This is a genomic window from Microbacterium sp. BK668, assembly GCF_004362195.1.
Classification (GTDB): Bacteria; Actinomycetota; Actinomycetes; order Actinomycetales; family Microbacteriaceae; genus Microbacterium.
Map to the genome: position 1 here is coordinate 672367 of NZ_SNWG01000001.1, position 22287 is coordinate 694653.

The 22287-nt window shown below is 72.6% G+C and carries 21 protein-coding genes; 18 read left to right on the forward strand and 3 right to left on the reverse strand.

Annotation, left to right across the window (positions count from 1 at the left end; all coding sequences use genetic code 11):
• Positions 1 to 29 precede the first annotated feature (29 nt).
• Positions 30 to 422 carry a phage holin family protein gene (locus EV279_RS02960; protein ID WP_133541440.1) on the reverse strand — a complete coding sequence of 131 codons (393 nt, stop codon included), beginning with the start codon at positions 420 to 422 and terminating at the stop codon, positions 30 to 32.
• A gap of 123 nt (positions 423 to 545) precedes the next feature.
• Between EV279_RS02960 and EV279_RS02965 the strand changes: the two genes are divergently transcribed.
• From EV279_RS02965 to EV279_RS03020, 12 genes are all read left to right on the forward strand, one after another.
• Positions 546 to 1649, forward strand: coding sequence for a histidinol-phosphate transaminase (locus EV279_RS02965; RefSeq protein WP_133541441.1), 1104 nt, complete (start codon positions 546 to 548; stop codon positions 1647 to 1649).
• Positions 1650 to 1653: 4 nt separating this feature from the next.
• Positions 1654 to 2814, forward strand: coding sequence for a thiamine pyrophosphate-dependent dehydrogenase E1 component subunit alpha (locus EV279_RS02970; protein ID WP_133541442.1), 1161 nt, complete (start codon positions 1654 to 1656; stop codon positions 2812 to 2814).
• Entirely contained in the window at positions 2811 to 3866 is a 1056-nt protein-coding gene (locus tag EV279_RS02975; RefSeq protein WP_243728410.1) for an alpha-ketoacid dehydrogenase subunit beta, read from the forward strand. The genes EV279_RS02970 and EV279_RS02975 overlap by 4 nt, the downstream gene beginning before the upstream one ends.
• 48 nt (positions 3867 to 3914) lie before the next feature.
• Positions 3915 to 5294 carry a dihydrolipoamide acetyltransferase family protein gene (locus tag EV279_RS02980; RefSeq protein ID WP_133541443.1) on the forward strand — a complete coding sequence of 460 codons (1380 nt, stop codon included), beginning with the start codon at positions 3915 to 3917 and terminating at the stop codon, positions 5292 to 5294.
• Between the two features lie 74 nt (positions 5295 to 5368).
• Complete coding sequence (locus EV279_RS02985; RefSeq protein ID WP_133541444.1) at positions 5369 to 6412, forward strand: zinc ABC transporter substrate-binding protein; 1044 nt, start codon at positions 5369 to 5371, stop codon at positions 6410 to 6412.
• Positions 6409 to 7254, forward strand: coding sequence for a metal ABC transporter ATP-binding protein (locus tag EV279_RS02990; RefSeq protein ID WP_133541445.1), 846 nt, complete (start codon positions 6409 to 6411; stop codon positions 7252 to 7254). The genes EV279_RS02985 and EV279_RS02990 overlap by 4 nt, the downstream gene beginning before the upstream one ends.
• Complete coding sequence (locus EV279_RS02995; RefSeq protein WP_133541446.1) at positions 7251 to 8174, forward strand: metal ABC transporter permease; 924 nt, start codon at positions 7251 to 7253, stop codon at positions 8172 to 8174. Before EV279_RS02990 ends, EV279_RS02995 begins: the two co-directional genes overlap by 4 nt.
• A 9-nt stretch (positions 8175 to 8183) precedes the next feature.
• On the forward strand, positions 8184 to 8597 hold the full coding sequence (locus tag EV279_RS03000; RefSeq protein ID WP_133541447.1) for a transcriptional repressor: 414 nt from the start codon (positions 8184 to 8186) through the stop codon (positions 8595 to 8597).
• 61 nt (positions 8598 to 8658) lie between these two features.
• Entirely contained in the window at positions 8659 to 9606 is a 948-nt protein-coding gene (locus tag EV279_RS03005) for a permease (RefSeq protein WP_243728593.1), read from the forward strand.
• On the forward strand, positions 9599 to 10381 hold the full coding sequence (locus tag EV279_RS03010; protein ID WP_347876847.1) for a TIGR03943 family protein: 783 nt from the start codon (positions 9599 to 9601) through the stop codon (positions 10379 to 10381). Before EV279_RS03005 ends, EV279_RS03010 begins: the two co-directional genes overlap by 8 nt.
• Complete coding sequence (locus tag EV279_RS03015) at positions 10371 to 11849, forward strand: hypothetical protein (RefSeq protein ID WP_243728411.1); 1479 nt, start codon at positions 10371 to 10373, stop codon at positions 11847 to 11849. The genes EV279_RS03010 and EV279_RS03015 overlap by 11 nt, the downstream gene beginning before the upstream one ends.
• 11 nt (positions 11850 to 11860) lie before the next feature.
• Positions 11861 to 12520: a DNA-3-methyladenine glycosylase gene (locus EV279_RS03020; protein ID WP_133544538.1), complete on the forward strand. Its 660-nt coding sequence runs from the start codon at positions 11861 to 11863 to the stop codon at positions 12518 to 12520.
• 114 nt (positions 12521 to 12634) lie between these two features.
• Here the strand turns inward: EV279_RS03020 and EV279_RS03025 are convergent, their stop codons facing one another.
• On the reverse strand, positions 12635 to 17488 hold the full coding sequence (locus tag EV279_RS03025; RefSeq protein ID WP_133541448.1) for a hypothetical protein: 4854 nt from the start codon (positions 17486 to 17488) through the stop codon (positions 12635 to 12637).
• 395 nt (positions 17489 to 17883) lie between these two features.
• On the opposite strand from EV279_RS03025, the gene rpmB reads away from it, so the two are divergent.
• The 3 genes from rpmB to rpsN are packed head-to-tail and all read left to right on the forward strand — an operon-like array spanning position 17884 to position 18599.
• Positions 17884 to 18120 carry a 50S ribosomal protein L28 gene (gene rpmB, locus EV279_RS03030; protein WP_047543954.1) on the forward strand — a complete coding sequence of 79 codons (237 nt, stop codon included), beginning with the start codon at positions 17884 to 17886 and terminating at the stop codon, positions 18118 to 18120.
• Entirely contained in the window at positions 18120 to 18290 is a 171-nt protein-coding gene (gene rpmG / locus EV279_RS03035) for a 50S ribosomal protein L33 (protein ID WP_005051772.1), read from the forward strand. The genes rpmB and rpmG overlap by 1 nt, the downstream gene beginning before the upstream one ends.
• 3 nt (positions 18291 to 18293) lie before the next feature.
• A complete protein-coding gene (gene rpsN / locus EV279_RS03040; protein WP_133541449.1) occupies positions 18294 to 18599 on the forward strand; it encodes a 30S ribosomal protein S14 in 306 nt (101 codons plus the stop codon).
• Between the two features lie 73 nt (positions 18600 to 18672).
• On the opposite strand, the gene EV279_RS03045 is transcribed toward rpsN, so the two are convergent.
• Entirely contained in the window at positions 18673 to 19539 is an 867-nt protein-coding gene (locus EV279_RS03045) for a potassium channel family protein (RefSeq protein WP_133541450.1), read from the reverse strand.
• A gap of 65 nt (positions 19540 to 19604) precedes the next feature.
• On the opposite strand from EV279_RS03045, the gene EV279_RS03050 reads away from it, so the two are divergent.
• From EV279_RS03050 to EV279_RS03060, 3 genes are all read left to right on the forward strand, one after another.
• Positions 19605 to 20780 carry an alpha/beta hydrolase gene (locus tag EV279_RS03050; protein ID WP_133541451.1) on the forward strand — a complete coding sequence of 392 codons (1176 nt, stop codon included), beginning with the start codon at positions 19605 to 19607 and terminating at the stop codon, positions 20778 to 20780.
• 109 nt (positions 20781 to 20889) lie between these two features.
• A complete protein-coding gene (locus EV279_RS03055) occupies positions 20890 to 21768 on the forward strand; it encodes an LLM class flavin-dependent oxidoreductase (protein WP_133541452.1) in 879 nt (292 codons plus the stop codon).
• A gap of 230 nt (positions 21769 to 21998) precedes the next feature.
• Entirely contained in the window at positions 21999 to 22286 is a 288-nt protein-coding gene (locus EV279_RS03060) for an HU family DNA-binding protein (RefSeq protein WP_124291903.1), read from the forward strand.
• Position 22287: the final 1 nt, after the last annotated feature.

Below are 22287 nucleotides of genomic sequence, written 5' to 3' on the forward strand. Positions count from 1 at the left end.
GTCGCGGCGCCTGGGGCGGAGGACGATGCTCAGTCGCGGCGCTTGGGGCGGAGGAAGATGCCGGCCACCCAGTTGATGATCGTGATCACAAGCGCCGCGACGACGCCCCACCAGAAGTCGTCGACGCGAAGCCCCCAGCTCCAGAAGCTCGTGATCCAGGCGGTGAGCCACAGGAGGAAGCCGTTGATGAGAAGGCCGATCAGGCCCAGCGTCAGGATGTAGAGCGGAATCGAGATGATCTTGATGATCGTGCCGATGATGGTGTTCACCACCGCGAAGATCGCGGCCACGATCAGGAGCGTCAGCACGTACTGGAGGGTCTCTCCGGGCGGGAACGCGATCACGGTGACCTGGAGTGCCGGGATGAGGGTGACGACCCAGATGGCGAAGGCGTTGACCACGACGCGGATGAGGAAGCCCATAGTCCGGCCAGTCTCGCACGGGCCGCCGTCTCGCGGCAGCGCCCAGGCGCCCCGAGCCTTCACGCGGTGCGGAGCGCTGCGCGGAGGGGGCGTGCGCACCGCCTCGCTCCTAGACTCGGAAGCGTGACCGAGGCCCCCGTCCGCATCCGACCCGAGATCGCCGCGCTGCCCCCCTACAAGCAGGGCACGCAGGCCGGGCCCGGAGCCTACAAGCTGTCGAGCAACGAGAACCCGTTCGATCCCCTGCCGGGCGTCCTGGAGGCGGTGCAGGCGGCGACCGCGCTGAACCGGTATCCGGATGCCACGGCCGGCCGTCTGCGGGCGCGCCTCGCGGAGCGGTTCGGCGTGAGCGCCGACGAAGTGCACATCGGCGCGGGGAGCGTGTCGATCCTCGCCCAGCTCATCCTCGCGGCGGCGGGCCCGGGCGACGAGGTGGTCTACGCCTGGCGCTCGTTCGAGGCCTACCCCGGCCTCGTCCTCATCGCGGGCGCGAGCCCCGTGCAGGTTCCCCTCGCGGAGGGCGCCCGGCACGACCTCGACGCGATGGCGGCCGCCGTGAGCGAGCGCACGCGCGTGGTCATCGTCTGCAGCCCCAACAACCCCACCGGGCCCGTCGTCGGGCACGACGAGTTCGAGGCGTTCCTGGCCAAGGTCCCCGATGACGTGCTCGTCATCCTCGACGAGGCCTACGCCGAGTTCGTCACCGACGCGGCCGCCGTGGACGGGCTCCGCGTCCTCGGCGGCGAGGGCCACCCCAACGTCGTGGTGCTCCGGACGTTCTCCAAGGCCTACGGCCTCGCGGGCCTGCGCGTCGGCTACGCGATCGGCCATCCGCGAATCCTCGATGCCGCCCGGACCACGGCGATCCCCCTGTCCGTCACGGCGCACGCCGAGGTCGCGGCGCTCGCGAGCATCGACGCCGAAGCGGAGCTCCTAGACCGGGTCCGGGTGATCGCGAAGCGCCGCGACGCACTGGCCGCCGGGCTTCGCGACGCGGGCTGGGCGGTCCCCGAGGCTCAGGGCAACTTCGTCTGGCTCCACGCCGGGCAGGAGACCCTCGAGGTCGCCCAGCGCTTCATCGAGGCGGGCCTCGTCGTCCGGCCGTTCGCCGGTGACGGCATCCGCATATCCGTCGGCGAGCATGAGTCTGTGGAGAAGGTCCTAGGCATCGCGGCATCCATTGTCCAGACCCTCCCAGAAGGCCATCCGGGGCGAGCGCTAGCGTAGACAGGTGACCCCGACCGAAGACTCGGTTCCCACCCACACCTCCACGCCCGCGGACTCCGCGGTCGTCCGAATCCTCGCGGCCGACGGCACACTCACGCCCTCCGACGCCGCGGAGCCCTACCTGGCTCTCGTCGAGGCGCTGACCGACGCGGAGCTCGAGGGCTTCTACCGCGACATGGTCCTCATCCGCGCCTTCGACCGGCAGGCCACCAACCTGCAGCGTCAGGGCCAGCTCGCCCTGTGGCCGCCGAGCCTCGGCCAGGAGGCCGCCCAGGTCGGCTCCGCGCGGGCCGCCCGCCCGCAGGACCATATCTTCCCGTCGTACCGCGAGCACGTCGTCGCGCGCATCCGCGGCGTCGACCCCATCGACATCATCCGGGTCATGCGGGGCCTGACCCACGGGGGCTGGGACCCCACCGATCCGCGCAACGGCAACACGCACATCTACACGCTCGTGCTCGGATCTCAGACGCTGCACGCCACCGGCCTCGCCATGGGGCTCGTCTTCGACGGGCGCTGCGGCACCGGCGACCCCGAGCGCGACGAAGCCGTCATCGTGTACTACGGCGACGGCGCGTCCAGCCAGGGCGACGTGCACGAGGCGATGGTCTTCGCCGCGAGCTTCCAGACCCCCGAGGTCTTCTTCCTGCAGAACAACCAGTGGGCGATCTCGGTGCCCGTCGCGACGCAGTCGCGCTCGCCGCTGCACAAGCGCGGCGCAGGCTACGGGATGCCGAGCATCCCGGTCGACGGGAACGACGTCATCGCGAGCTGGGCCGTCACGAAGGTCGCGCTCGACGAGGCGCGCGCCGGACAGGGGCCTCGGGCGATCGAGGCGCTGACCTACCGCATGGGCGCCCACACGACCAGCGACGACCCGACGAAGTACCGGACCTCCGAGGAGGAGCGGTCGTGGGCACGGCGCGATCCCATCGAGCGCATGCACGCCTTCCTCCGCGGCCGCGGCGCCTCCGACGCCTTCTTCGCCGACGTCGAGGCAGAGGCCGAGGCGGTCGCGGATGACGCACGCATCCGCACGACGCAGCTCGGGACGATCCCGGTCGACACGATGTTCGACAACGTCTACTCCGAGGCGCATCCCCTCGTCGATCAGCAGCGTCAGTGGTTCGCCGAGTACGAAGCATCCTTCGGGGAGGATTCATGACCACCACCGACACTTCGACGGGTCCGGTGACCGGCGGCGCGGTGACCGGCGCGGGGACGACGCCCGCGCCCTCGGGCGTCGAGAACCTCCCCTTCAGCCGCGCCCTCAACGCGGGGCTGCGCCGCGCTCTCGCCGAGAGCGACCGCGTGCTCCTTCTGGGCGAGGACATCGGCCCGCTCGGCGGCGTCTTCCGTGTGACGGAGGGCCTGCAGGCGGAGTTCGGCCCGCGCCGAGTGATCGACACGCCGCTCGCCGAGTCCGGCATCGTCGGCACCGCGATCGGGCTCGCGATGGCGGGCTTCCGGCCCGTGTGCGAGATCCAGTTCGACGGCTTCGTCTTCCCGGCGTTCGACCAGATCACGTCGCAGCTGGCGAAGATCACCTATCGCCACGAGGGCGCGCTGCAGATGCCCGTCGTCATCCGCATCCCCTATGGCGGTCACATCGGCGCCGTCGAGCACCACCAGGAAAGCCCCGAGGCGTACTTCACGCACACTCCGGGCCTGCGCGTCGTGAGCCCATCGACGCCGAACGACGCGTACTGGATGATCCAGGATGCGATCGCCTCGCCCGATCCGGTCATCTTCCTCGAGCCGAAGAGCCGCTACTGGCCGAAGGGCGAGGTCGACACGACGGCCCGCGCCCTCCCGCTGCATGCCTCGCGCATCGTCCGCCGCGGCACCGACGTGACGCTCGTCGGCCACGGCGCCATGGTCACGACGCTTCTCCAGGCCGCGGCTCTCGCCGAGTCCGAGGGCACGAGCTGCGAGGTCGTCGATCTGCGCTCGCTCTCACCCGTCGACTACGGCCCGATCCTCGACTCCGTCCGCCGGACGGGCCGCATGGTCTACGCCCAGGAGGCGCCCGGATTCACCAGTCTCGGCTCCGAGATCTCCGCGACGGTCATGGAGCGCGCGTTCTACGCGCTGGAGGCCCCCGTGCTGCGCGTGTCGGGCTTCGACACCCCTTTCCCTCCCGCCAAGCTCGAGGGCAAGTACCTCCCCGACGCCGACCGCATCCTCGAGGCCGTCGACCGCGCCCTCGCCTACTGACCGGAGCCGACTCGAGAACGAACACGGTCCGGCTGAAAGGATCCCCGGATGAGCACGCAGACCTTCCTCCTCCCCGATGTCGGCGAGGGCCTCACCGAGGCCGAGATCGTGCAGTGGCGCGTCGCCCCCGGCGACCCCGTCGCCGTCGACGACGTCATCGTGGAGATCGAGACGGCCAAGTCGCTGGTCGAGCTGCCCTCCCCCTTCGAGGGCACGGTCGGCGACCTGCTCGCCGCCGAGGGCGAGACGGTCGCGGTGGGCGCGCCGATCATCACCATCGCGCCGGCTGCCCGCGCGCAGGGGACGGATGCCGCGGCCCCCGCGGGGCCGAGCGTCATGGGTCAGAGCGAGCACGGCGCGCCGGTCGAACCGGAGGCCGGCGGCGCCGTGCTCGTCGGTTACGGCACCGGCGGCTCTGTCCAGTCCCGCCGCCGGAAGCCCGCCGTGACGCCGCGCGAGCGGGTCGAGGCATCCGTCGGAGTCGTCGCGAAGCCGCCCATCCGCAAGCTCGCCCGCGACCTCGGCGTCGACCTGTCGGCCGTCACGCCGAGCGGCCCGGCAGGCGAGGTCACGCGCGACGACGTCGTGAGGCACGCGTCGCAGGCGAGCGTCTTCCGCAACATCGAGACGCCGGCGTGGCCGGAGGTGCGTGAGGAGACGATCGCCGTCGCGGCGCCGGCCACGGTGCCTGCGGCAGCGCCTTCGCGACCGGCCGAGCCCGCCGGTGATCGCGAGGAGTCGATCCCCGTCCGCGGAGTCCGCAAGGCCACGGCGAACGCGATGACCTCGAGCGCCTACACGGCCCCGCACGTCTCGGTGTGGGTGGATGTCGATGCCTCGCGCACGATGGAGCTCGTCAAGCGGCTCAAGGCGTCGCCGGACTTCGCAGACGTCAAGGTGTCTCCGCTGCTCATCATGGCGCGCGCCGTCATCTGGGCCGTGCGGCGCACGCCGATGGTCAACGCCGCGTGGATCGACACCGACGAAGGCGCGCAGATCCGCGTCCGGCACTACGTCAACCTCGGCATCGCGGCCGCGACGCCGAGGGGACTCCTCGTGCCGAACATCAAGGACGCCCAGGATCTCAACACCCGGGAGCTCGCCCGCGCGCTCGAGAAGCTCACGCTCACGGCCCGCGAGGGCAGGACGACGCCCGCCGACCAGCAGGGCGGCACGATCACGATCACGAACATCGGCGTCTTCGGGGTCGACGCCGGCACCCCCATCATCAATCCCGGTGAGGTCGGGATCGTCGCGCTCGGAGCGATCCGGCAGAAGCCGTGGGTCGTCGACGGCGAGGTGCGCCCTCGCTGGGTGACGACGGTGTCCGGCTCGTTCGACCACCGCGTCGTCGACGGCGACGGCGTGTCGCGCTTCATCGCCGACATCGCGTCGGTGCTCGAAGAGCCCGCGCTCCTGCTCGACTGACGCCGCGCCGGGGCTCGCCTCGCCGCCGCGGCGGTCGGTTTGAGAACGATTATCAATAGCCGTACGATGGCTGCATGCCCCGCAGATCGACGACCCTCGCCGCGCTCGCCGCGGCTTCCGTTCTCGTCCTGGCAGGATGCGCGACGACGGGCACCTCCGCCGGCGATGACGGGCGCGTGCAGGTCGTCGCGTCGACCAATGTGTACGGCCAGATCGCGCAGGCGGTGGGTGCGGATGCCGTCGACGTGACGGCGATCATCGACTCGGCGGCGCAGGATCCGCACTCCTACGAGGCGAGCGCGCGGGATCAGCTGACGGTCTCCCGCGCCGACCTCGTGATCGAGAACGGCGGCGGCTACGACGCGTTCATCGACGGACTCCTCGAGGCGACGGGCATCGACGCGCCGGTGCTGACGGCCGCCGAGTACTCCCACGACTGGCCGGGAAACGGCGGCCACCACGATGAAGACGCCACGGGCGAGCCCGCCGACGCCAGCGCGACGGGCGAGCCGACCGACGACCACGGCGGCGAGGAGCACCCCGACGAGGATGGCGCGCACGCCGGCGACGACCACGGGCACGACCATGTCGAGGGGTTCAACGAGCACGTCTGGTACGACCTGGATGCGATGAGCCACCTCGCGGCGGCCATCGCAGAGGAGCTCAGTGCGCTCCGCCCCGGCGACGCCGCGGCATTCGAGGCGAACGCCGCCGACTTCGCCGCGTCGATCGAGGAGCTCGAGGCGGAGCTCGCGGCCCTCGACGCGGCGCACGGCGGCACGCCGATCTTCGTGACCGAACCCGTGCCGCTCTACCTGACCGGGGCTGCGGGCCTCGAGAACGTCGCGCCGGAGGCGTTCAGCGAGGCTGTCGAGGAGGGCCAGGACGTCCCGCCCGCGACGCTTCTGGAAGGCCTCGGCCTCATCCGCTCGGGCGATGTGCGCGCCGTCATCGTGAACTCCCAGACCGGCGGCGCAGAGACCGACGCCGTCATCGACGAAGCCGATCAGGCCGGCATCCCCGTGCTGGAGTTCTCCGAGGTGGTCCCCGACTCCCTGACGTACGTCGAGTGGATGCAGCGGAACATCGACGCTCTGGGAAAGGCCGTCGGCGCATGACGGATGCCTCGTCCCCCGCGCTCGCGATCCGGGGTGCGGCACTTCGCCGCGACGGGCGCGAGCTGTGGGCAGGTCTCGACCTCGAGGTCCTTCCCGGCGAGCTCATCGCCGTGCTGGGGCCGAGCGGCTCCGGCAAGACGACGCTTCTGCGCGCCATCCTCGGACTCGAGGAGCTCAGCGAGGGGACGATCACCGTTCTCGGGGACGCCGTGCACGCCCGAGGCAGCCGGCGCATCGGCTACGTCCCGCAGCAGCGGCCGCTCGCGCGCGACACGCCGCTGCGCGGGCGGGACCTGGTCACGCTCGGGGTCGACGGGCACCGGTTCGGCTTCCCGCTCCGGCGCAAGGGCGACCGGGCTCGCGTCGACGCCCTCATCGACGCGGTGGGGGCTAGGGGCTTCGCGGATCGGCCGGTCGGCGAACTGTCCGGCGGCGAGCAGCAGCGCCTGCGCATCGGGCAAGCCCTCGCCGACGACCCTCGGCTCCTCCTGTGCGACGAGCCGCTCACGAGCCTCGACCTCGCCAACCAGCAGGCCGTGATCGGGCTCATCGACCGGCACCGGCGCACCGCGAACGCCGGCGTGCTGCTGGTGACCCACGACATCAACCCCGTGCTCGGCTCGGTAGACCGCATCCTCTACCTCGCGGGCGGTCGCTTCACCCTCGGCACCCCCGACGAGGTGCTCAACTCCGACACGCTCTCGGCGCTCTACGGCGCACCCGTCTACGTCCTGCGGGCCGGCGGCCGGCTCGTCGTCGTCGGAGCGCCCGACGCCGAGGAGTCGCACCACCACCATCACCACGATCTCCACGACGAACCCGGAGCGGGGGCCCACGCATGAGCTGGCGGGACGTGTGGGACGCGATGTTCGGGGGGCTCGCCGACTACGGCGAGATCCTCGGCCTCGTCGCGAACTCGATCGTCGCGGGAGCCGTCCTGGGGCTCGTCGGCGGGCTCGTCGGCGTCTTCGTGATCCAGCGCGACATGGCCTTCGCCGTGCACGGGATCTCCGAGCTGTCGTTCGCCGGCGCCGCAGCGGCCCTCCTCCTCGGGATCGACGTCGTGACCGGCTCGATCGTCGGGTCGCTGATCGCCGCGGCGCTCATCGGGGTCCTCGGCGCGCGGGCGCGCGACCGCAACTCGATCATCGGCGTCCTGATGCCCTTCGGGCTGGGCCTCGGCATCCTGTTCCTGTCGCTGTACAACGGCCGCTCCGCGAATCGCTTCAGCCTGCTGACGGGGCAGATCGTGTCGGTGCAGACCGGTCAGCTCGGCTGGCTCATCGTCATCAGCGCCGCCGTGCTCCTGGCCCTGCTCGCCATCTGGCGGCCGCTGCGCTTCGATTCGCTCGACCCGCAGTCGGCTGCCGCGCGCGGCGTGCCGACGACCGCCGTGTCACTCGGATTCATGCTGCTGCTCGGGCTCATGGTGGCCGTCAGCGTCCACATCATCGGCGCCCTCCTCGTCATGGCGCTGCTGGTCACGCCCGCGGCTGCGGCCATGCGGGTGGCATCCGACCCGCTCTCGGTCCCCCTGCTCTCGGCGCTCTTCGGCTTCTTCTCGGCCGTCACCGGCATCCTCCTCGCCGTCGCCGGGACCCTTCCCGTGAGTCCCTACATCACGACCATCTCGTTCGTCATCTACGTCGTGTGCCGCATCATCGGATCGCGGCGCGGACGGGTGGAACGCACGCGAGAGGATGCCCCGGCCGCCGTCGTCGCGGGGACCCGCGCCCAGGGTGCTCCCATGCCCCGCGGGTAGAATCCGGGCATGGTTCAGCGCAACACGTGGCAACGCGAGCGCGTCCGCGAGGCTCTCGTGGACGCGCGCGGCTTCGTGAGCGCGCAGAGCCTGCACGCGACGCTGCGCGGCGAGAACACGGGCATCGGCCTCGCGACGGTCTACCGGGCGCTGGCGGGTCTCGCGGCCCAGGGCGACGCCGATTCGCTGCAGAGCCCTGAGGGTGAGAGCCTCTACCGGGCGTGCGCGACCCGCGGTCACCACCACCACCTCATCTGCCGCTCGTGCGGCATCGCCGTCGAGATCGAGGCATCCGACGTCGAGCAGTGGGCCCGAGCCACCGCGGCGGCCAACGGCTTCACCGATGCCGAGCACGTCGTCGACATCTTCGGACTCTGCGCGGCATGCACGGCCGCCCGCGCAGGCGAGCGTGACGCGGACTGAGCCGCCGGCGGTCGCCGCACCCTCCGCTGCGGGGCGCACGATCGTCTGGCTGGCCATCGGCGTGGGCTTTCTCGGCCTCCTCTTCGCGATCGACGCCCTGGCGCCCGCGCTCTATCCCGTCGCGCTCCCCACGCGTGCGCAGGACGGCCTGACGCTCGCCCTCAGCGTCCTCATCGAGTCCCTCCCCTTCGTCGTGCTCGGAGTCGTGCTGTCGATCGCCGTGCAGGTGTGGGTGCCGCCGGGGGTCATCGAGCGGTGGATGCCTCGGACGGCATGGGCTCGACGCGCCGTGCTGTCCCTCCTCGGGATGATCGTGCCGGTCTGCGAATGCGGCAACGTGCCCTTCGCCCGCGGTCTCCTGATGCGCGGCTTCTCGGTGCCCGAGACGCTGACGTTCCTCATCGCTGCGCCTATCGTCAACCCGATCGTCATCATCACGACGCATCAGGCGTTCGGCTTCGACGACGGCATCCTCGTCGCCCGCATCCTCGGCGGCTACGCGATCGCGAACCTCATCGGCTGGCTCTACAGCCGCCACCCCGATCCCGACAGCCTCCTGACGCAGCGCTTCCGCGACACCTGCGAGCTCGTGGTGCACGAGCCGGGCGGCAAGGGCCGGCGGAGCCTCGCCCAGTTCATCATCGAGCTGCGCGCCGTGCTCCCCGCGCTCGTGATCGGCTCCATGCTCGCCGGCGCGGTGCAGGTGCTCATCCCGCGCGATGCGCTCCTGGCCATCGGATCCGACCCCGCCCTGTCGATCATCGCGATGATCCTCCTCGCGATGGTCGTGTCGATCTGCTCGAACGTCGACTCGTTCTTCGCGCTGTCGTTCGCCTCGACCTTCACGCCCGGGTCGATCGTCGCGTTCCTCCTCGTCGGACCGCTCGTCGACGTCAAGATGCTCGCGCTCCTGCGCACGACCTTCACCACTCGCGTCCTGGTGGGGCTCGTGGTCGTGGTCGTGCTCTCGGCCTTCGCGATCGGGACGGCGGTGAACCTCCTTGTCTGAGCATTCCGCCGCCGCGGCGCGCGCCCACCGGCGCCGCGCGCTGGTCAACCGCTGGCTCGGAGTCGGACTCGCCTCGGCCCTCGCCGTCATGACGCTGACGCTCGCGGCGACGGGGCGTCTCGGCCTGTACCTCAACCCCGACTCGACCTGGTTCGCCGTCACGATGGCCGTCGTCGTGCTGGTCGGCGCCGCCCTCACCTTCGCCCTGCCGCTCGGCGCGGAGGACGACGAGCACGCGCACGAGGGCCACGAGCATCATCGCCGCAACCCGTTCGCCGTCGTGGCCACCGCGGTCGGCGGGGTCGCGGCATCCGTCTTCGTCCTCGTCGCCCTCGTCGCCCCGCCCGCATCGCTGTCCGCCGAGCTGGCGATGTCGCGCGACATCGACGCCCCCCCGCTGTTCGCGGGAGCGGATGCCGTGGCCCTCGCCACGACGGGAGACACCGCCGAGTTCGGGATCGGCGAGTGGTCGACGGTGTTCGCGACCGCCACGAACCCCGACGCCTACGACGGCGATCCCGTCACGCTCACCGGCTTCGTCACTCCCGGCGACGACGGGTTCGATCTCACCCGCCTGATCATCACGCACTGCGTCATCGACGCGCAGCCGGCGAGCATCCCGGTCGACGCGGCGGGCACCGGCCGGCAGTCCCCGACGACGGGCCAGTGGGTCACGGTCACCGGAACCGTCCGCTCGAGCACCGACGGGAGTCTCGCGATCGTCGCCGACTCGGTGGAGCTCATCGACGAGCCGGGGGACCCGTATGAGTACTGAGGCGGATCGCCCTGCGCCGACGCGCCCTGCGCCGACGCGCCCTGCCCCGACGCGCCCCGCGCCGACGCGCCGCGCCCGCGCCCGCAAGCGCCGTGGTCGCGCCTTCGGCTTCGCCTTCGCGGGGGTCGTCGGCGTGCTGCTCGTCGCGGGCCTCGCGGGTGCCGCCGCGAGCACGGCGCAGGGTCCGCGTGTGACCGAGGCCCAGGTCGATCCCGCCGCCGCCGTGGCGTCCTCGGGCTCCCGCCTCATCGTCACGACCACGCAGGCGCTGGCCGAGGTCCAGCCCGAACAGGTCGTGATCACCCCCGCGACGCCCTTCGCGGTGGACACCTCCGGCCGCAGCGTCGGCATCCGCTTCGCCCATCCGCTGTGGGACGAGACGAAGTACACCGTGGAGATCTCCGGCGTGCGCGGCCTCGGCGGCGGACCCGAGACGACGATCACGCAGACCTTCCGCACGGGCAAGGAGTCGTTCTACCTCCTGCAGCGCGGCGATGAGGAGGACACGATCTTCCGCACGGATCTGTCCGGCGACGAGGCCATCCCCGTGTTCCGGCACGCGCACATCGAGGACTACCGCGCCACGTCGTCGCACCTCGTCGTCTCGGTACGCGACGGCGAGGGGACGGATCCGATGGACGGGACCACGCAGCTTCTCGTTACCGACCTCGACGGCGACGACCAGCGGGTCCTCCCGCTTCCGGGCAAGGGCGCCGTCACCAACCTCCAGAGCGCCGACCGCGGGGAGCTCATCGGCTACACCTTCACGGACGCGACCATCAGCGCCGACGGCGGACGCGAGAGCATGCTCTTCACGGCCTCGCTCAAGGACCCCGACGCCGAGCCACAGCCGGTCGAGGTCGAGGGCGCCGACAACCGGGTCGTCCGGTGGCGCTTCGTGCCCGAGACGGATCGCCTGCTGTTCGTCGGCTTCGACGGCGCGCTGTGGCTCACGGATCGGACGGGATCCGATGCCGCGACCCTGGGCACCGCCGTGACGCTCGACGGCGTCGCCGGCTCGACGGCGATCGTCGACCGGGCCGACGGCCTTCTCGCGGTCGACCTGGCCGACGGCACGGAGGAGCCGCTGCCCGCGCCCGACTCGGATTACGGGCAGCTGCGCAGCGTCGTGCCGGTTCCGGGCGGAGGAACCGTGCGACTGTACGCCGAGCTCGACGACAACGGCATCCCGGGAGCGTCGATCGTGGCGTTCGTGGCCGACGACGGCGCGAGCTCGGTCGTCTCCCGAGTGCCTGTGACGGACGCCGTGATCCGGACCTGCGTCTCCCCCAACGGGCGCTACGTCGCGACGTCGGTCGCGCCGGACATCATCGACAACCCCTACGACCGATACCTCCTCCCGCTGCCGGAGCGCGTAGAGACGCACATCGCCGAGATCGCGACCGGCGACGAGGTCGTCGCACTGTCGGCGTTCGACTCGTCGTGGTGCCGGGTTCCGCCGCAGTGAGCACCGGTGGCATCGCGGAGCATCGTCCCGCGCGCCGGGACGACCTCGTCGGGCTGCCCGTCGACGTCGCGCCGAAGCTGCTCGGCGGCATCCTCCGCACCGAGGTCGGCGGCGAGGAGGTCGCCGTGCGGCTCACGGAGGTCGAGGCCTATCACGGCCTCGGCACGGGGGTGGTCGCCGATCCCGGCTCGCACGCCCGCATGGGGCCGACGGCCCGCAACGCCACCATGTGGGGAGAGCCGGGCCACCTCTACGTCTACCTGAGTCATGGCATCCACTCGTGCGTCAACGTCGTGTGCGGCCCTGAGGGGATCGCGGGCGGAATCCTCCTCCGCGGCGGTGAGGTCGTGAAGGGGATGGATGCCGCGCACCACCGCCGGCCTGCGGCGCGGACGCCTCGCGACCTAGCGCGCGGACCCGGCCGGCTCGGCGACGCGGTGGGGCTGCGGCATCCGATCCACGACGGCATCGACGCCGTCACCGGCGAGCCCCGCGCGGGTGCCGTGGCCCTGCTCGAGCTGCGCACCGAGCCGCTGGACGCGATCGCGACCGGGCCGCGGGTCGGGGTGGCGGGCCACGCCGGAACGGCGGCGTTCCCGTGGCGGTTCTGGGTGCCGGGCGACCCGACGGTGTCGGCCTTCCGCTGGGGCCGGGGAGCCGCCGAGCTCTGACCGGCTCGCAGCACAACTCCTTCGATCGCGTCCGCAAGGGGCCCGAAAGAAGCTGGTGCGCGGCGGCCGCCGCCGGATCGAAGGCGTTCTGCAGAACCCGGCGTCGATCGCCGATCAGCGCAGACTCGCCACCGACACGAAGGCCGCCCGCATCTGCCGCACCCGGCGCTCGTAGGTCGCCGCGAGGAAGATCAGGACAGCGCCTCCGATGCCGAGCCACAGCCACCACGGCACGGCGATGTACACCGCCGAGATCCACGGCCACAGCTGCGCGGCGGCGTGGATGAGCAGCACGGCAGACCCGAGCACGAGGGGCGCCTGCAGCCGCAGCACGGCGCCGGCCACGACGAGACCCAGCGCGGTCACCCCGAGTGCGACCACCCGCCACAGCTCGGATCCGCCCGCGTCGTGAAGAAGGGAGGGCACGGTCAGGAGCACGATCCACGGTCCGAGCAGGGGCCACGACCTGGCCCCGGAGTGACGCCGGAGGCTCCACGCGCCATAGGCAAGCCCCGCCGCGGCGGGCGGTGCTGTGACGAGCTCCACAGGCGTCACGCCGAAGGCGAAGATCGCGACGAGGCCGAAGCCCGCGGCCGAGACCATCGCGGCGATCGCGGGGCTCCAGCCGAGGCGGGCGCGTAGGAGCAGGCCGACGACGGCCGCCGCGGAGAGCACCGACATCGCCAGCACCGCGCGAGCATCGACGAAGGCGTCCTGCGTGACGAGGAGCGTCGTCTCGGCGAGCGCGAAGCCCGCCGTCGTCGCCGCCAGCACCGCGCCGGCGCCGAGGTCCATCCTCCGGCTCGGCGCCGCGCGCACCGCTGCACGTGCGGCCGCGACCGTGATCCCGCCTGCGGCCAGAGCCCACAGGTCGGGCTCCGCACCGGGCTGCGTCGCGACGACCCAGAACCGGATGCCGCATACCGCCCACACGAGCGCGAGCCCGCCGACGGCGAGGATGCCGCCGACACCGCGCCATCGCGGCAGTCCCAGGGTCGAGGCTCCGACGATCGTCACCGCTCCCCCGGCCACCGCAGCGATGACTGCGGCAGGAAGCGCGCCGTCGAAGCGCAGCAGCACGACCGTGTCGAGCAGGGCCGCTCCGGCGCCGGCCAGTGCGATCGGGTGCCGGGCCGTGCGATCGGCGGCGGCCGTCGAGGCCAGCACCACGGCGATCGCGACGGCGCCCGCCCCTGCCGTCGCGGCGGCGGCGTCTGCGCTCGCCAGGAGCGGGTCGGCGAGGGCGCGGGCGCCCATCGCGACCGCCGCCCCCGCGAGGACGAGCGCGCTCGGCACTCGCAGGCGCCACCGGCCGGGGACGGGAGCGATGGATGCCGCAGCCGCCCCGGCGAGCGCGGCGGCGAGGAACAGCCACACGCGCACCGGATCGACCGGGGCGAGCAGGCTCGGCACCGTCGCGACGACGAGCCCGGCGATCCAGACCCTGCTCTCGGTGATCGGCCACTCCCCGCCCCGCCGGCGCCCGCGCACGGCGGCGGTCACCGCCCCGGCGAGGATCATGCCGCCGACCGGAAGCGTCGCCGCCTCCACCTCGGGGAGCACGCCGAGGCCGAGCGACGCCAGCGCGGCGAGCGCCGCGCCGGCGAGTGCCGCCCATCGGCTCCCCGCCCCGAGCGGTGTGCGACCGACGAGCGCCGCGCCGATGTGCACGACGGCGAAGACGGTGAGGGCGATCCAGACGACCGCCGCGCTGTCGGCCGTCAGCCCCACCGTCGCCGCCCCGGCGATCATCGCGAGCGGCGGGGCGAGCTCGGCGTAGAGGCGGGACGCCGCGCGCCGCGGCACCGTGCCGGCATGCCCGACGGCCGAGCCCAGCGCGACGGCGACGAGCAGCAGGAGCCACGCGGCATCCCATCCCCCGCCCCCCGCGGCGCGGTCGACGGCGATGAGCGCGAGCCAGAGAAGGGCGACAGCGGCGCCGACCGGCGCGGTGGGGCGCACGCGACGAAGCGGAGCGAACGAGAGCGCGAGGCAGACCGCCGCCGCCACGGCGGCGACCACGGGTCCGCGCCATCCATCGCCCTGGAGGCTTTGAAGTGCAGGACCGCCGAGGCCGATCGCGAGGCCGGCGCCGACGGCGACGGATGCCTCGGTCCGCCGCCGCACGTACACGAGCGCTCCCCCGAGCGCGACCAGGGCGACGCCGACCGGCACGGCGCCCGTCTCGACCGGAAAGGCGGCATCCGGTGTGCCCGCACCGAGCCACGACCACCAGGCCAGGGTGGCCGTGACAGCCGCCGGCCACACGAACAGGCGTCTGGGCGCCTCGGCAAGGGGTGCGCCGGCCGCCCGCGTGGAGAAGACATCGTCCTCGGGTGTCGCCCGTACGCCCGCCCAGCCGCGCGTCGCGGCGACGCCGGCGAAGCCGAGGGCGGCGAGCGCCGCCGCGGCCCAGGCCCATGCAGGCGGAATGGACAGCGTCACGACGGCTGCGGTGGCGGCGGCGCCGAAGTCGGCGGCCCGACGGAGCGGTCGGGATGCCTCGCCCAGCCGGCCGGCGAGAGACCCCCACGCAGAGAGCACGACCACCACGACCGCCGCGGTCAGCGGCACGAGCGGTGCCCAGGCGGCGTCTGAGGCTCCCGCGACGTCCAGCCCGGCGTGCGTGGTTGCGGCGAGCATGGGCGCGACAAGCCCGGCAGCAGCCGTGGCGGGCAGGGCCGACCGCCGGCGGGAGAAGACCACCGCGACGAGCCCCGCCACGAGCAGACAACCGCGGACGAGTCCGAGGATCGGCTCGCCGAGCGCAGCTCGCAGGAGAGCGTCGGACTCCTGCCCGGCGAAGCGCGCGCCGCTTTCGAGCAGGACCGTCGCGACGAGGGTGAGGGCCACCACGAGCTCGGCGCCGACGGTCACGGCCGCCCGACTGAGACGGTCGAGCGGCAGAAGGAGGGCCGCTGCCAGAGCGGCGAGCGCGACCCACTGCACCAGCGCGAGCGCCGATCCGAGCAGGATCTCCCCCGCCACCGTCGGTACGCCCACCAGCACCGCGAGTGGAGCCGGGGCGACGATGGACGCGAGGGTGGCGACCACCATGGACGCAACGGCGAGCGCGGCACCCGCCTCGTCCCGTGCCCGCAGCACGAGGCGGTCGGCGATGGGCGCCGCCATCGCCACGCCGGCCGCGGCGAACCAGAGCCACGGGGCGGCCGTCGCGAGGACGAACCCCGATGCGGCGGCTACCGCGCCGGCCGCCAGCCACCCGGCCCGGGCCTGCGAACGGCTCAGGACGACGACGCAGAGGGCGGTGGCAGCGACCGCGACACCGACGGCGACGGCGGGCACGCCCGACCGCGCGGCGGCGGAGACGATCAGCAGCACCGCGACGACGGGGCGGATCTGCACGACGACGGGGCGGCCGAGCGTGGGGGCCGCGAAGAGCAGGGCCGCGATCGCCGTCGCGGTGACGAGCCCGAGATACGGCAGCTCGGCGGAGGTGGCGGGCAGCGTGAAGGCTCCGGTCCGCCACGGGACCCACGAGCCGGTGATCACCTGCCCCGCTTCGACCCACGAGCGCACCAGGACGGCCGCGAGGGACACGCCGCCGACGACCGCGGCGGTGATCCCCGCTGCAGCGAGCCCGCCGCGCACGCGAAGCCGGTCGACGACCACGGCGACCGCGACGGCGAGGACAGGTGCGACGAGCACTGCGAAGACCGGATCGCCGGTGCGCAGCGCGAGCTGCCACGCGAAGGTTCCCGCCGCCGCGACCGCGACGCTCGACGCGACGCCCGCGAACGCCCGCGACCCGGGCAGGTCCGTGGAGGCGGTGGGGCGGGCGAGCACGGCGTGCGCGGCGCCGAGTGCGACGGAGAGGATCGCCGACCAGACGATCGCCGCCTCGCCGACCATCGCGAGCCCGGTCGTGACGGCCGCGGCGAGCAGCGCCACGACGCCGATGACGGCGAGAGCGACCCGCTCGGGAACCGCGTCGGCACCTGGCCTGGCCGAGGACCACGGTACGGGCAGGGCGTGGGCGAGCCCGGCCGCGGATGCCCCGAGAAGCCCAGCGACGACGGACTCCGCGGGGGCCGCGTCGAGAAGTCCGCTCACGAGCACTCCGACACCGACGGGCAGAGCCACCGCCGCGGCCAGGTCGGGGGCGCGCAGCGTGGAGACGACCGCCCAGGCGCGGCAGACGGCGCCCACGACGAGCGCGGACGCCCCGACGAAGACAGCCGCCTCCGCCGCGCCGGCGCCGAAGAGGTCGTTCGCCCTCACCGCCCACGCGTCCAGCGCCAGCAGCACGACGCCCAGGACGGCGGTGCCCTCCGCCGTCGCCGTCAGCGATCGCCTGCGCAGCCACGACGCGGCGCCCATCGCGGCGAAGGTGATACCCGCGATGATGAGCGCGCGCACCGCGATGCCCGCGACGAACCAGGCGACGAGGAGGAAGAACACGGCCGCGACGCCGACGAGCGAGACCCCCACGATGAGCAGCAGCACCGGGACGCTCAAGCGGCGCCGGGGCCCGCGCGGGGCACGAGCGTCATCCGCCGGCACGGCGGGCGGCGGCCAGTCGGGCAGGTCCTCCGCCCCCGCCTTCGAGCGCGGCGACAGAGCCGGCGGGGTCACGGATCGTCCGCCCGGGCTCGGCGAGGAGGGAGCGGGCCGCCTCGATGTCACGAGCTGCGCTCGGGCCGCGGCATCCTGAGCCGTCCGGCGCTCCGCCGCCCTCTCGGCGGCGGCGAGCGCCTCGGCTCGCCGCGCGGCCTCACGACCGGAGACCAGGATCGACTCGATCGTGCGGCGCCGCTCGGCCTCGATCTGCGCCACCTGCCGTCCCAGGTCGAGCACGCGTCCGGCCCTCCGATCCGTGAAGACGAAGCCGCACGAGGGACATGCCGGCGGACGTACGTCCTGGAAGCACACCGGGCAGAGGTGCGGGTCGGCCAGCAGCTCGGGAGAGGCCGGCCACTGCGGCGCATCGATCGGCGATACGTCCATCGTTTCCTCACACTTCGTCGAGGTCGCCCTGGGGAGGCGACCAGAATGTCAGCTACATGGGGTGTTTCGACAGATCCTTTGTCAGCTGTGGACAAAGGACCGCGCTTCGCCGGGCTGTGAAGGGGAGCCCGTCGAAGGAAGCATTCCCGTCCTCGCATATGGCGCCGCGTCGCGGCTGATCCGGCGGCGGGCCAGCGCGCGTCGGGAGGGAGGCGGCTCCCGTGCTAGACTGATCCTTTGTCTGCGCGCACTCCAGCACGCAGTTCGCGTTTCGTCTCGCTTTCGCTCGCTCGACGACCGGAATCCCCGGGCGTCGTCACGGCGTGTGTGCGGAACGCAGACAAGGGATCTTGGGTGGAGCCGTCCGGCTCCACGGTATTGAAGGAGACATCACCATGGCTGCTGTGTGCCAGGTGACCGGAGCGGTTCCCGGCTTCGGTCACAACATCTCGCACTCGCACCGCCGGACGAAGCGCCGCTTCGACCCGAACGTGCAGAAGAAGACGTACTACGTGCCGTCGCTCGGACGGAACATCAAGCTCAACGTGTCCGCCAAGGGCATCAAGGTCATCGACGCCCGCGGAATCGAGTCCGTCGTCAAGGACCTCCTCGCGAAGGGAGTGAAGCTCTGATGGCCAAGAAGGCTCAGGACGTCCGTCCCATCATCAAGCTGCGCTCGACCGCCGGCACGGGGTACACCTACGTGACGCGCAAGAACCGCCGCAACAACCCCGACCGCATCGTGCTCAAGAAGTACGACCCGGTCATCCGCAAGCACGTCGAATTCCGAGAGGAGCGCTGATCCATGGCCAAGAAGAGCAAGATCGCGCGCAACCAGCAGCGCCAGGAGGTCGTCGACCGCTACGCCGCCAAGCGCGCCGAGCTGAAGAAGGCGCTCGTGTCGCCGGACTCGACCGACGAGCAGCGCGAGGCCGCTCGCGTGGGCCTGCAGAAGCTGCCCCGCAACGCGTCGCCCGTGCGTCTGCGCAACCGCGACGTCATCGACGGTCGTCCGCGCGGCAACCTCTCCAAGTTCGGCATCTCGCGTGTCCGCTTCCGCGACATGGCGCACCGTGGCGAGCTGCCCGGCGTGACCAAGTCGAGCTGGTGAGCCGGCCCAACCGCTGAACCGCGAAAGGGCGGGAGTCCTCGGGACTCCCGCCCTTTCGCGTGCGCCGACAGGATCAGGGGAGCTCGTGCCCGTGGCTTCCTGCCACGGCACGGAGCACCTCGTCGGTCGAATCCGCGCCGACACGCGGGTACGCCTCGGCCACCAGCCGCGCGAGCTCGTCCAAGGTCTGTGCGAGCACTCCGCCGGCGAGCCGCACCTCGGCCGCCGTCGATTCGAGCGCGGCGTCCCGCAGCTCCATGGCGTAGCCGATCGCCCGCGCCGCAGACAGGCGCTCGTCGCCCTCGGTGAAGTAGAAGATCTCGTTGTTCTGAACGAGGTCCGCCGTGGTGGCGGCGAGCGCACGGGAGACGCCGGTGATGACGGATGCCGCGTACCCGGGCGGGATCTCCGACGGCAGCCTGCTGACCCCTGCCGCGTGCAGCCCGGTCAGCTCGATCGCGAGCGCGCGACGCCGCGCGAGCGCCGGATACAGCTGCATGAACCACGAGACCGAGGCCGACAGCAGTGCGAATCCCGTCAGCGCCTCCAGCGGCGACAGGAGGCGGATCGCCGGCTCGGCTGGCACGACATCGCCGAGGCCGAGCGTCGTCAGTGCGACCAGCGAATACGTCAGCGCCTCGAGGAAGGGGTTGTAGTCCGCCGGATCGACGCCGCTGTACGAGAAGCCCTCGGGAATGTGGGGAAGGTAGATCAGGGCCCACCCGAACGTGACCAGGACGATCCACACGCCGATCGTGACGAGGATCGTGAGGGGACCGGTCGCCGTCCTGGGGCGCCCGCGCCGTGCGACGCGCCACGCTGCGCGGAAGACGACGGTCGTCAGGCGACCGGTCGACACCGGCCGCAGGAGCGTGTGGAAGACGTCGTTCAGCGCGACGGCGATCAGGATCACGCCCGCGATCGTGCTTATCACGGTCATGCCGTCACAGTATTCGCCGGAGCCCCGGCTCTACACTCGGCGCAACGGCCATGGAAGGGTGATGGATGCCGCTCGACCCGATCTTCGCGGAGCGTCTGCGCGTGCACCGGCGCTACCTCTTCGACAAGGCGCGCGCGTCGGCGCGTGCTCGGCTTGCGGCCCTCTGGCCGTTCGGCCGCTTCGGCCCGCCGCCCGCCACGCCGCCGTCGGCCCGCACCGCGACGGCCGGCGCGACCGCGCAGGCCGTCGCCGCACCGGCAGCCGCACCAGGGCCGCGGGACGCAGCCGGGCGTCCGCCGCGGGGTCCGCGTGCGCGGGCACGGGCGCGTCACCGCAAGGCGGCGCTCGCGTGGGACCGCAAGGAGCTGGCAACCGTCGGAACGCCGGGACCGGATATCCCGACAGAGGAGCGACGCGTCGAGCCCGACGGTCTTCCGCCCTTCCGCGTGCGGATCTACCGTCCCGCCGAGCGCGATGCGGACCCCGTCCCGGGATGCCTCGCCCTGTTCGGCGGCGCGTTCCGCATCGGCGGCATCGACTACCCGACGACGGATGCCGGCTACCGCCGCCGTGCGGCCGACTCCGGCGTCGCGATCGTGGCCGTGGACTACGCGCTGGCGCCCGAGCACCGGTTCCCGACGCAGATCGAGCAGGCTCACGCGGCCCTCGAGTGGCTCTACGCGCACGCCGAGGGACTCGGCATCCGTCCCGACCGTATCGGGATCATGGGCACCTCGGCGGGTGCGAACCTCGCCGCCGTCGTGACGCTCATGAACCGAGAGCGCGGGCGGCTGCCGATCCGGCTGCAGATCCTCGAGGTGCCCGTCACCGATCTCAGCGGGAAGCACATCGACTATGCGGCGACCAGGGCGCTTGGCATCCCGAGTCTCCTCGCCAGGCGCGAGCTGCGCTCGGTCGCCAGGACGTACCTCCGGGACGCCCGCGATGCGAGGACGCCGCTCGCGTCGCCCCTCCTCGCCCGCAGCCACGCGGAGCTTCCCCCGGCCGTCGTGCTGACCGCCGAGTACGACCCGCTGCGCGGGGATGGCGCCGCCTACGGGGCGGCGCTGCGGGAGGACGGGGTCGAGGCATCCGTCGTCCGCTACCTCGGGGTGACGCACGACACCCCGATCTTCACGGCCGTCCTGCCCGCGGCTCGGCGGTGGCACGACGACGTCGTCGCGGCGCTGCGACGTCTGCACGAGGAGCAGGAGAGCGGCTGGACGACGTCGAGCGCATGAGGGGGCTGTCGCTCGCGCGGCGCTCGGGGTCCGCCACGCGGCGAGGCGACCCGCACACCGCGGGACGGTGCGGCCGTGCCGTGTCGGCGGGGCGTGCCAGGGTGTGGGGATGGGAAGCATCGGCGCCATCTTCACCCCCGCCTCTCCGCCGGAGGCCCTGCGCGACGCGGTCGAGGCCGCCGACGGCGCGGGCGTCCCGGAGCTGTGGTTGTGGGAGGACTGCTTCCGGGAGTCGGCGTTCGCGACGGCCGCCGCGGCGTTGGCGTGGAGCACCCGCCTGCGGGTCGGGATCGGCATCACGCCCCTGCCGCTGCGCAACGTGGCGGCCACCGCGATGGAGATCGCCACGATCGAGAGGCTCTTCCCGGGACGGCTGATCCCCGGCGTCGGGCACGGCGTCCAATCGTGGATGCAGCAGGTCGGGGCACGCGCCGCCTCGCCGCTCACACTCATGCGGGAGTACGTGCCGGCGCTGCGCGCGCTGCTGGCCGGCGACGAGGTCACGACGGCCGGCCGCTACGTCCGGATGGATCGGGTGCGGCTCGATTGGCCGCCCGCCCGCGTGCCCGACCTCATCGTCGCCGGTGAGGGGCCGAAGACCGTGCGGTTGACCGGGGAGGTGGGCGACGGGACGGTGCTCCCGGCCGGCAGCACTCCCGACCGCGTCGCCCGCACGCTCGCGGGGGCCGTCGAGGGGCGGACGACGGCCGGGCGAGACGACGCGCATCAGCTCGTCGTCTTCGTCGCGGCGGCTTTCGGCGGAGACGCGGCGCGCGCACGTCTCGCCGCGGAGCTCGCCCGGTGGAGCGACGAGGCCGATCCTGCGCTGCTGGTGGCCGGAGACGCCCCGGCGGTGGCCGAGGCGATCGAGCCGTTCTTCACGGCGGGAGCGACGTCGGTCATCCTTCAGCCGCGCGAGGACGAGGACGACCTTCCGGGGTTCATGCGAGGTGTGGGCGAGGTGGCGCAGGCGCTCACCGCGGGATAGCGGCATCGCGACCGCGGTGTCAAGAGGGAGCCGGATCGGAGTCACATTCGTCACAGCAGCCCCACCAGACCCTCGACACGCCGGTCAGAAGCCCGAAAAACCGCGGAAATCCGCGGAACTCGAGCGTTCTCGGCTACATTCGAGGCGGTCGATCCGACCAGCCGGGGGGCGTCCGCTCCACCGGTCCCCGCGAGAAGAGGCGGCGCGCACGCCGCCTGGAGGACAACCACATGGCCGACAAGTCCATCACCAAGACCGAACTCGTCGCGAGCATCGCGAGCGCAACGGGCCAGAGCCAGTCCGCCGTGTCGGGCGTGCTCGACTCCCTCTTCTCCACCGTCTCGGAGGCGGTCGCCAAGGGCAGCAAGGTCTCGATCCCCGGCTGGATCTCGTTCGAGCAGGTCGAGACGTCGGCGCGCACCGGACGCAACCCGCAGACGGGTGAGGAGATCAAGATCCCCGCGGGCAAGCGCGTGAAGGTCACGGCGGGCTCGAAGCTGAAGGCCGCCGTCAAGTAAG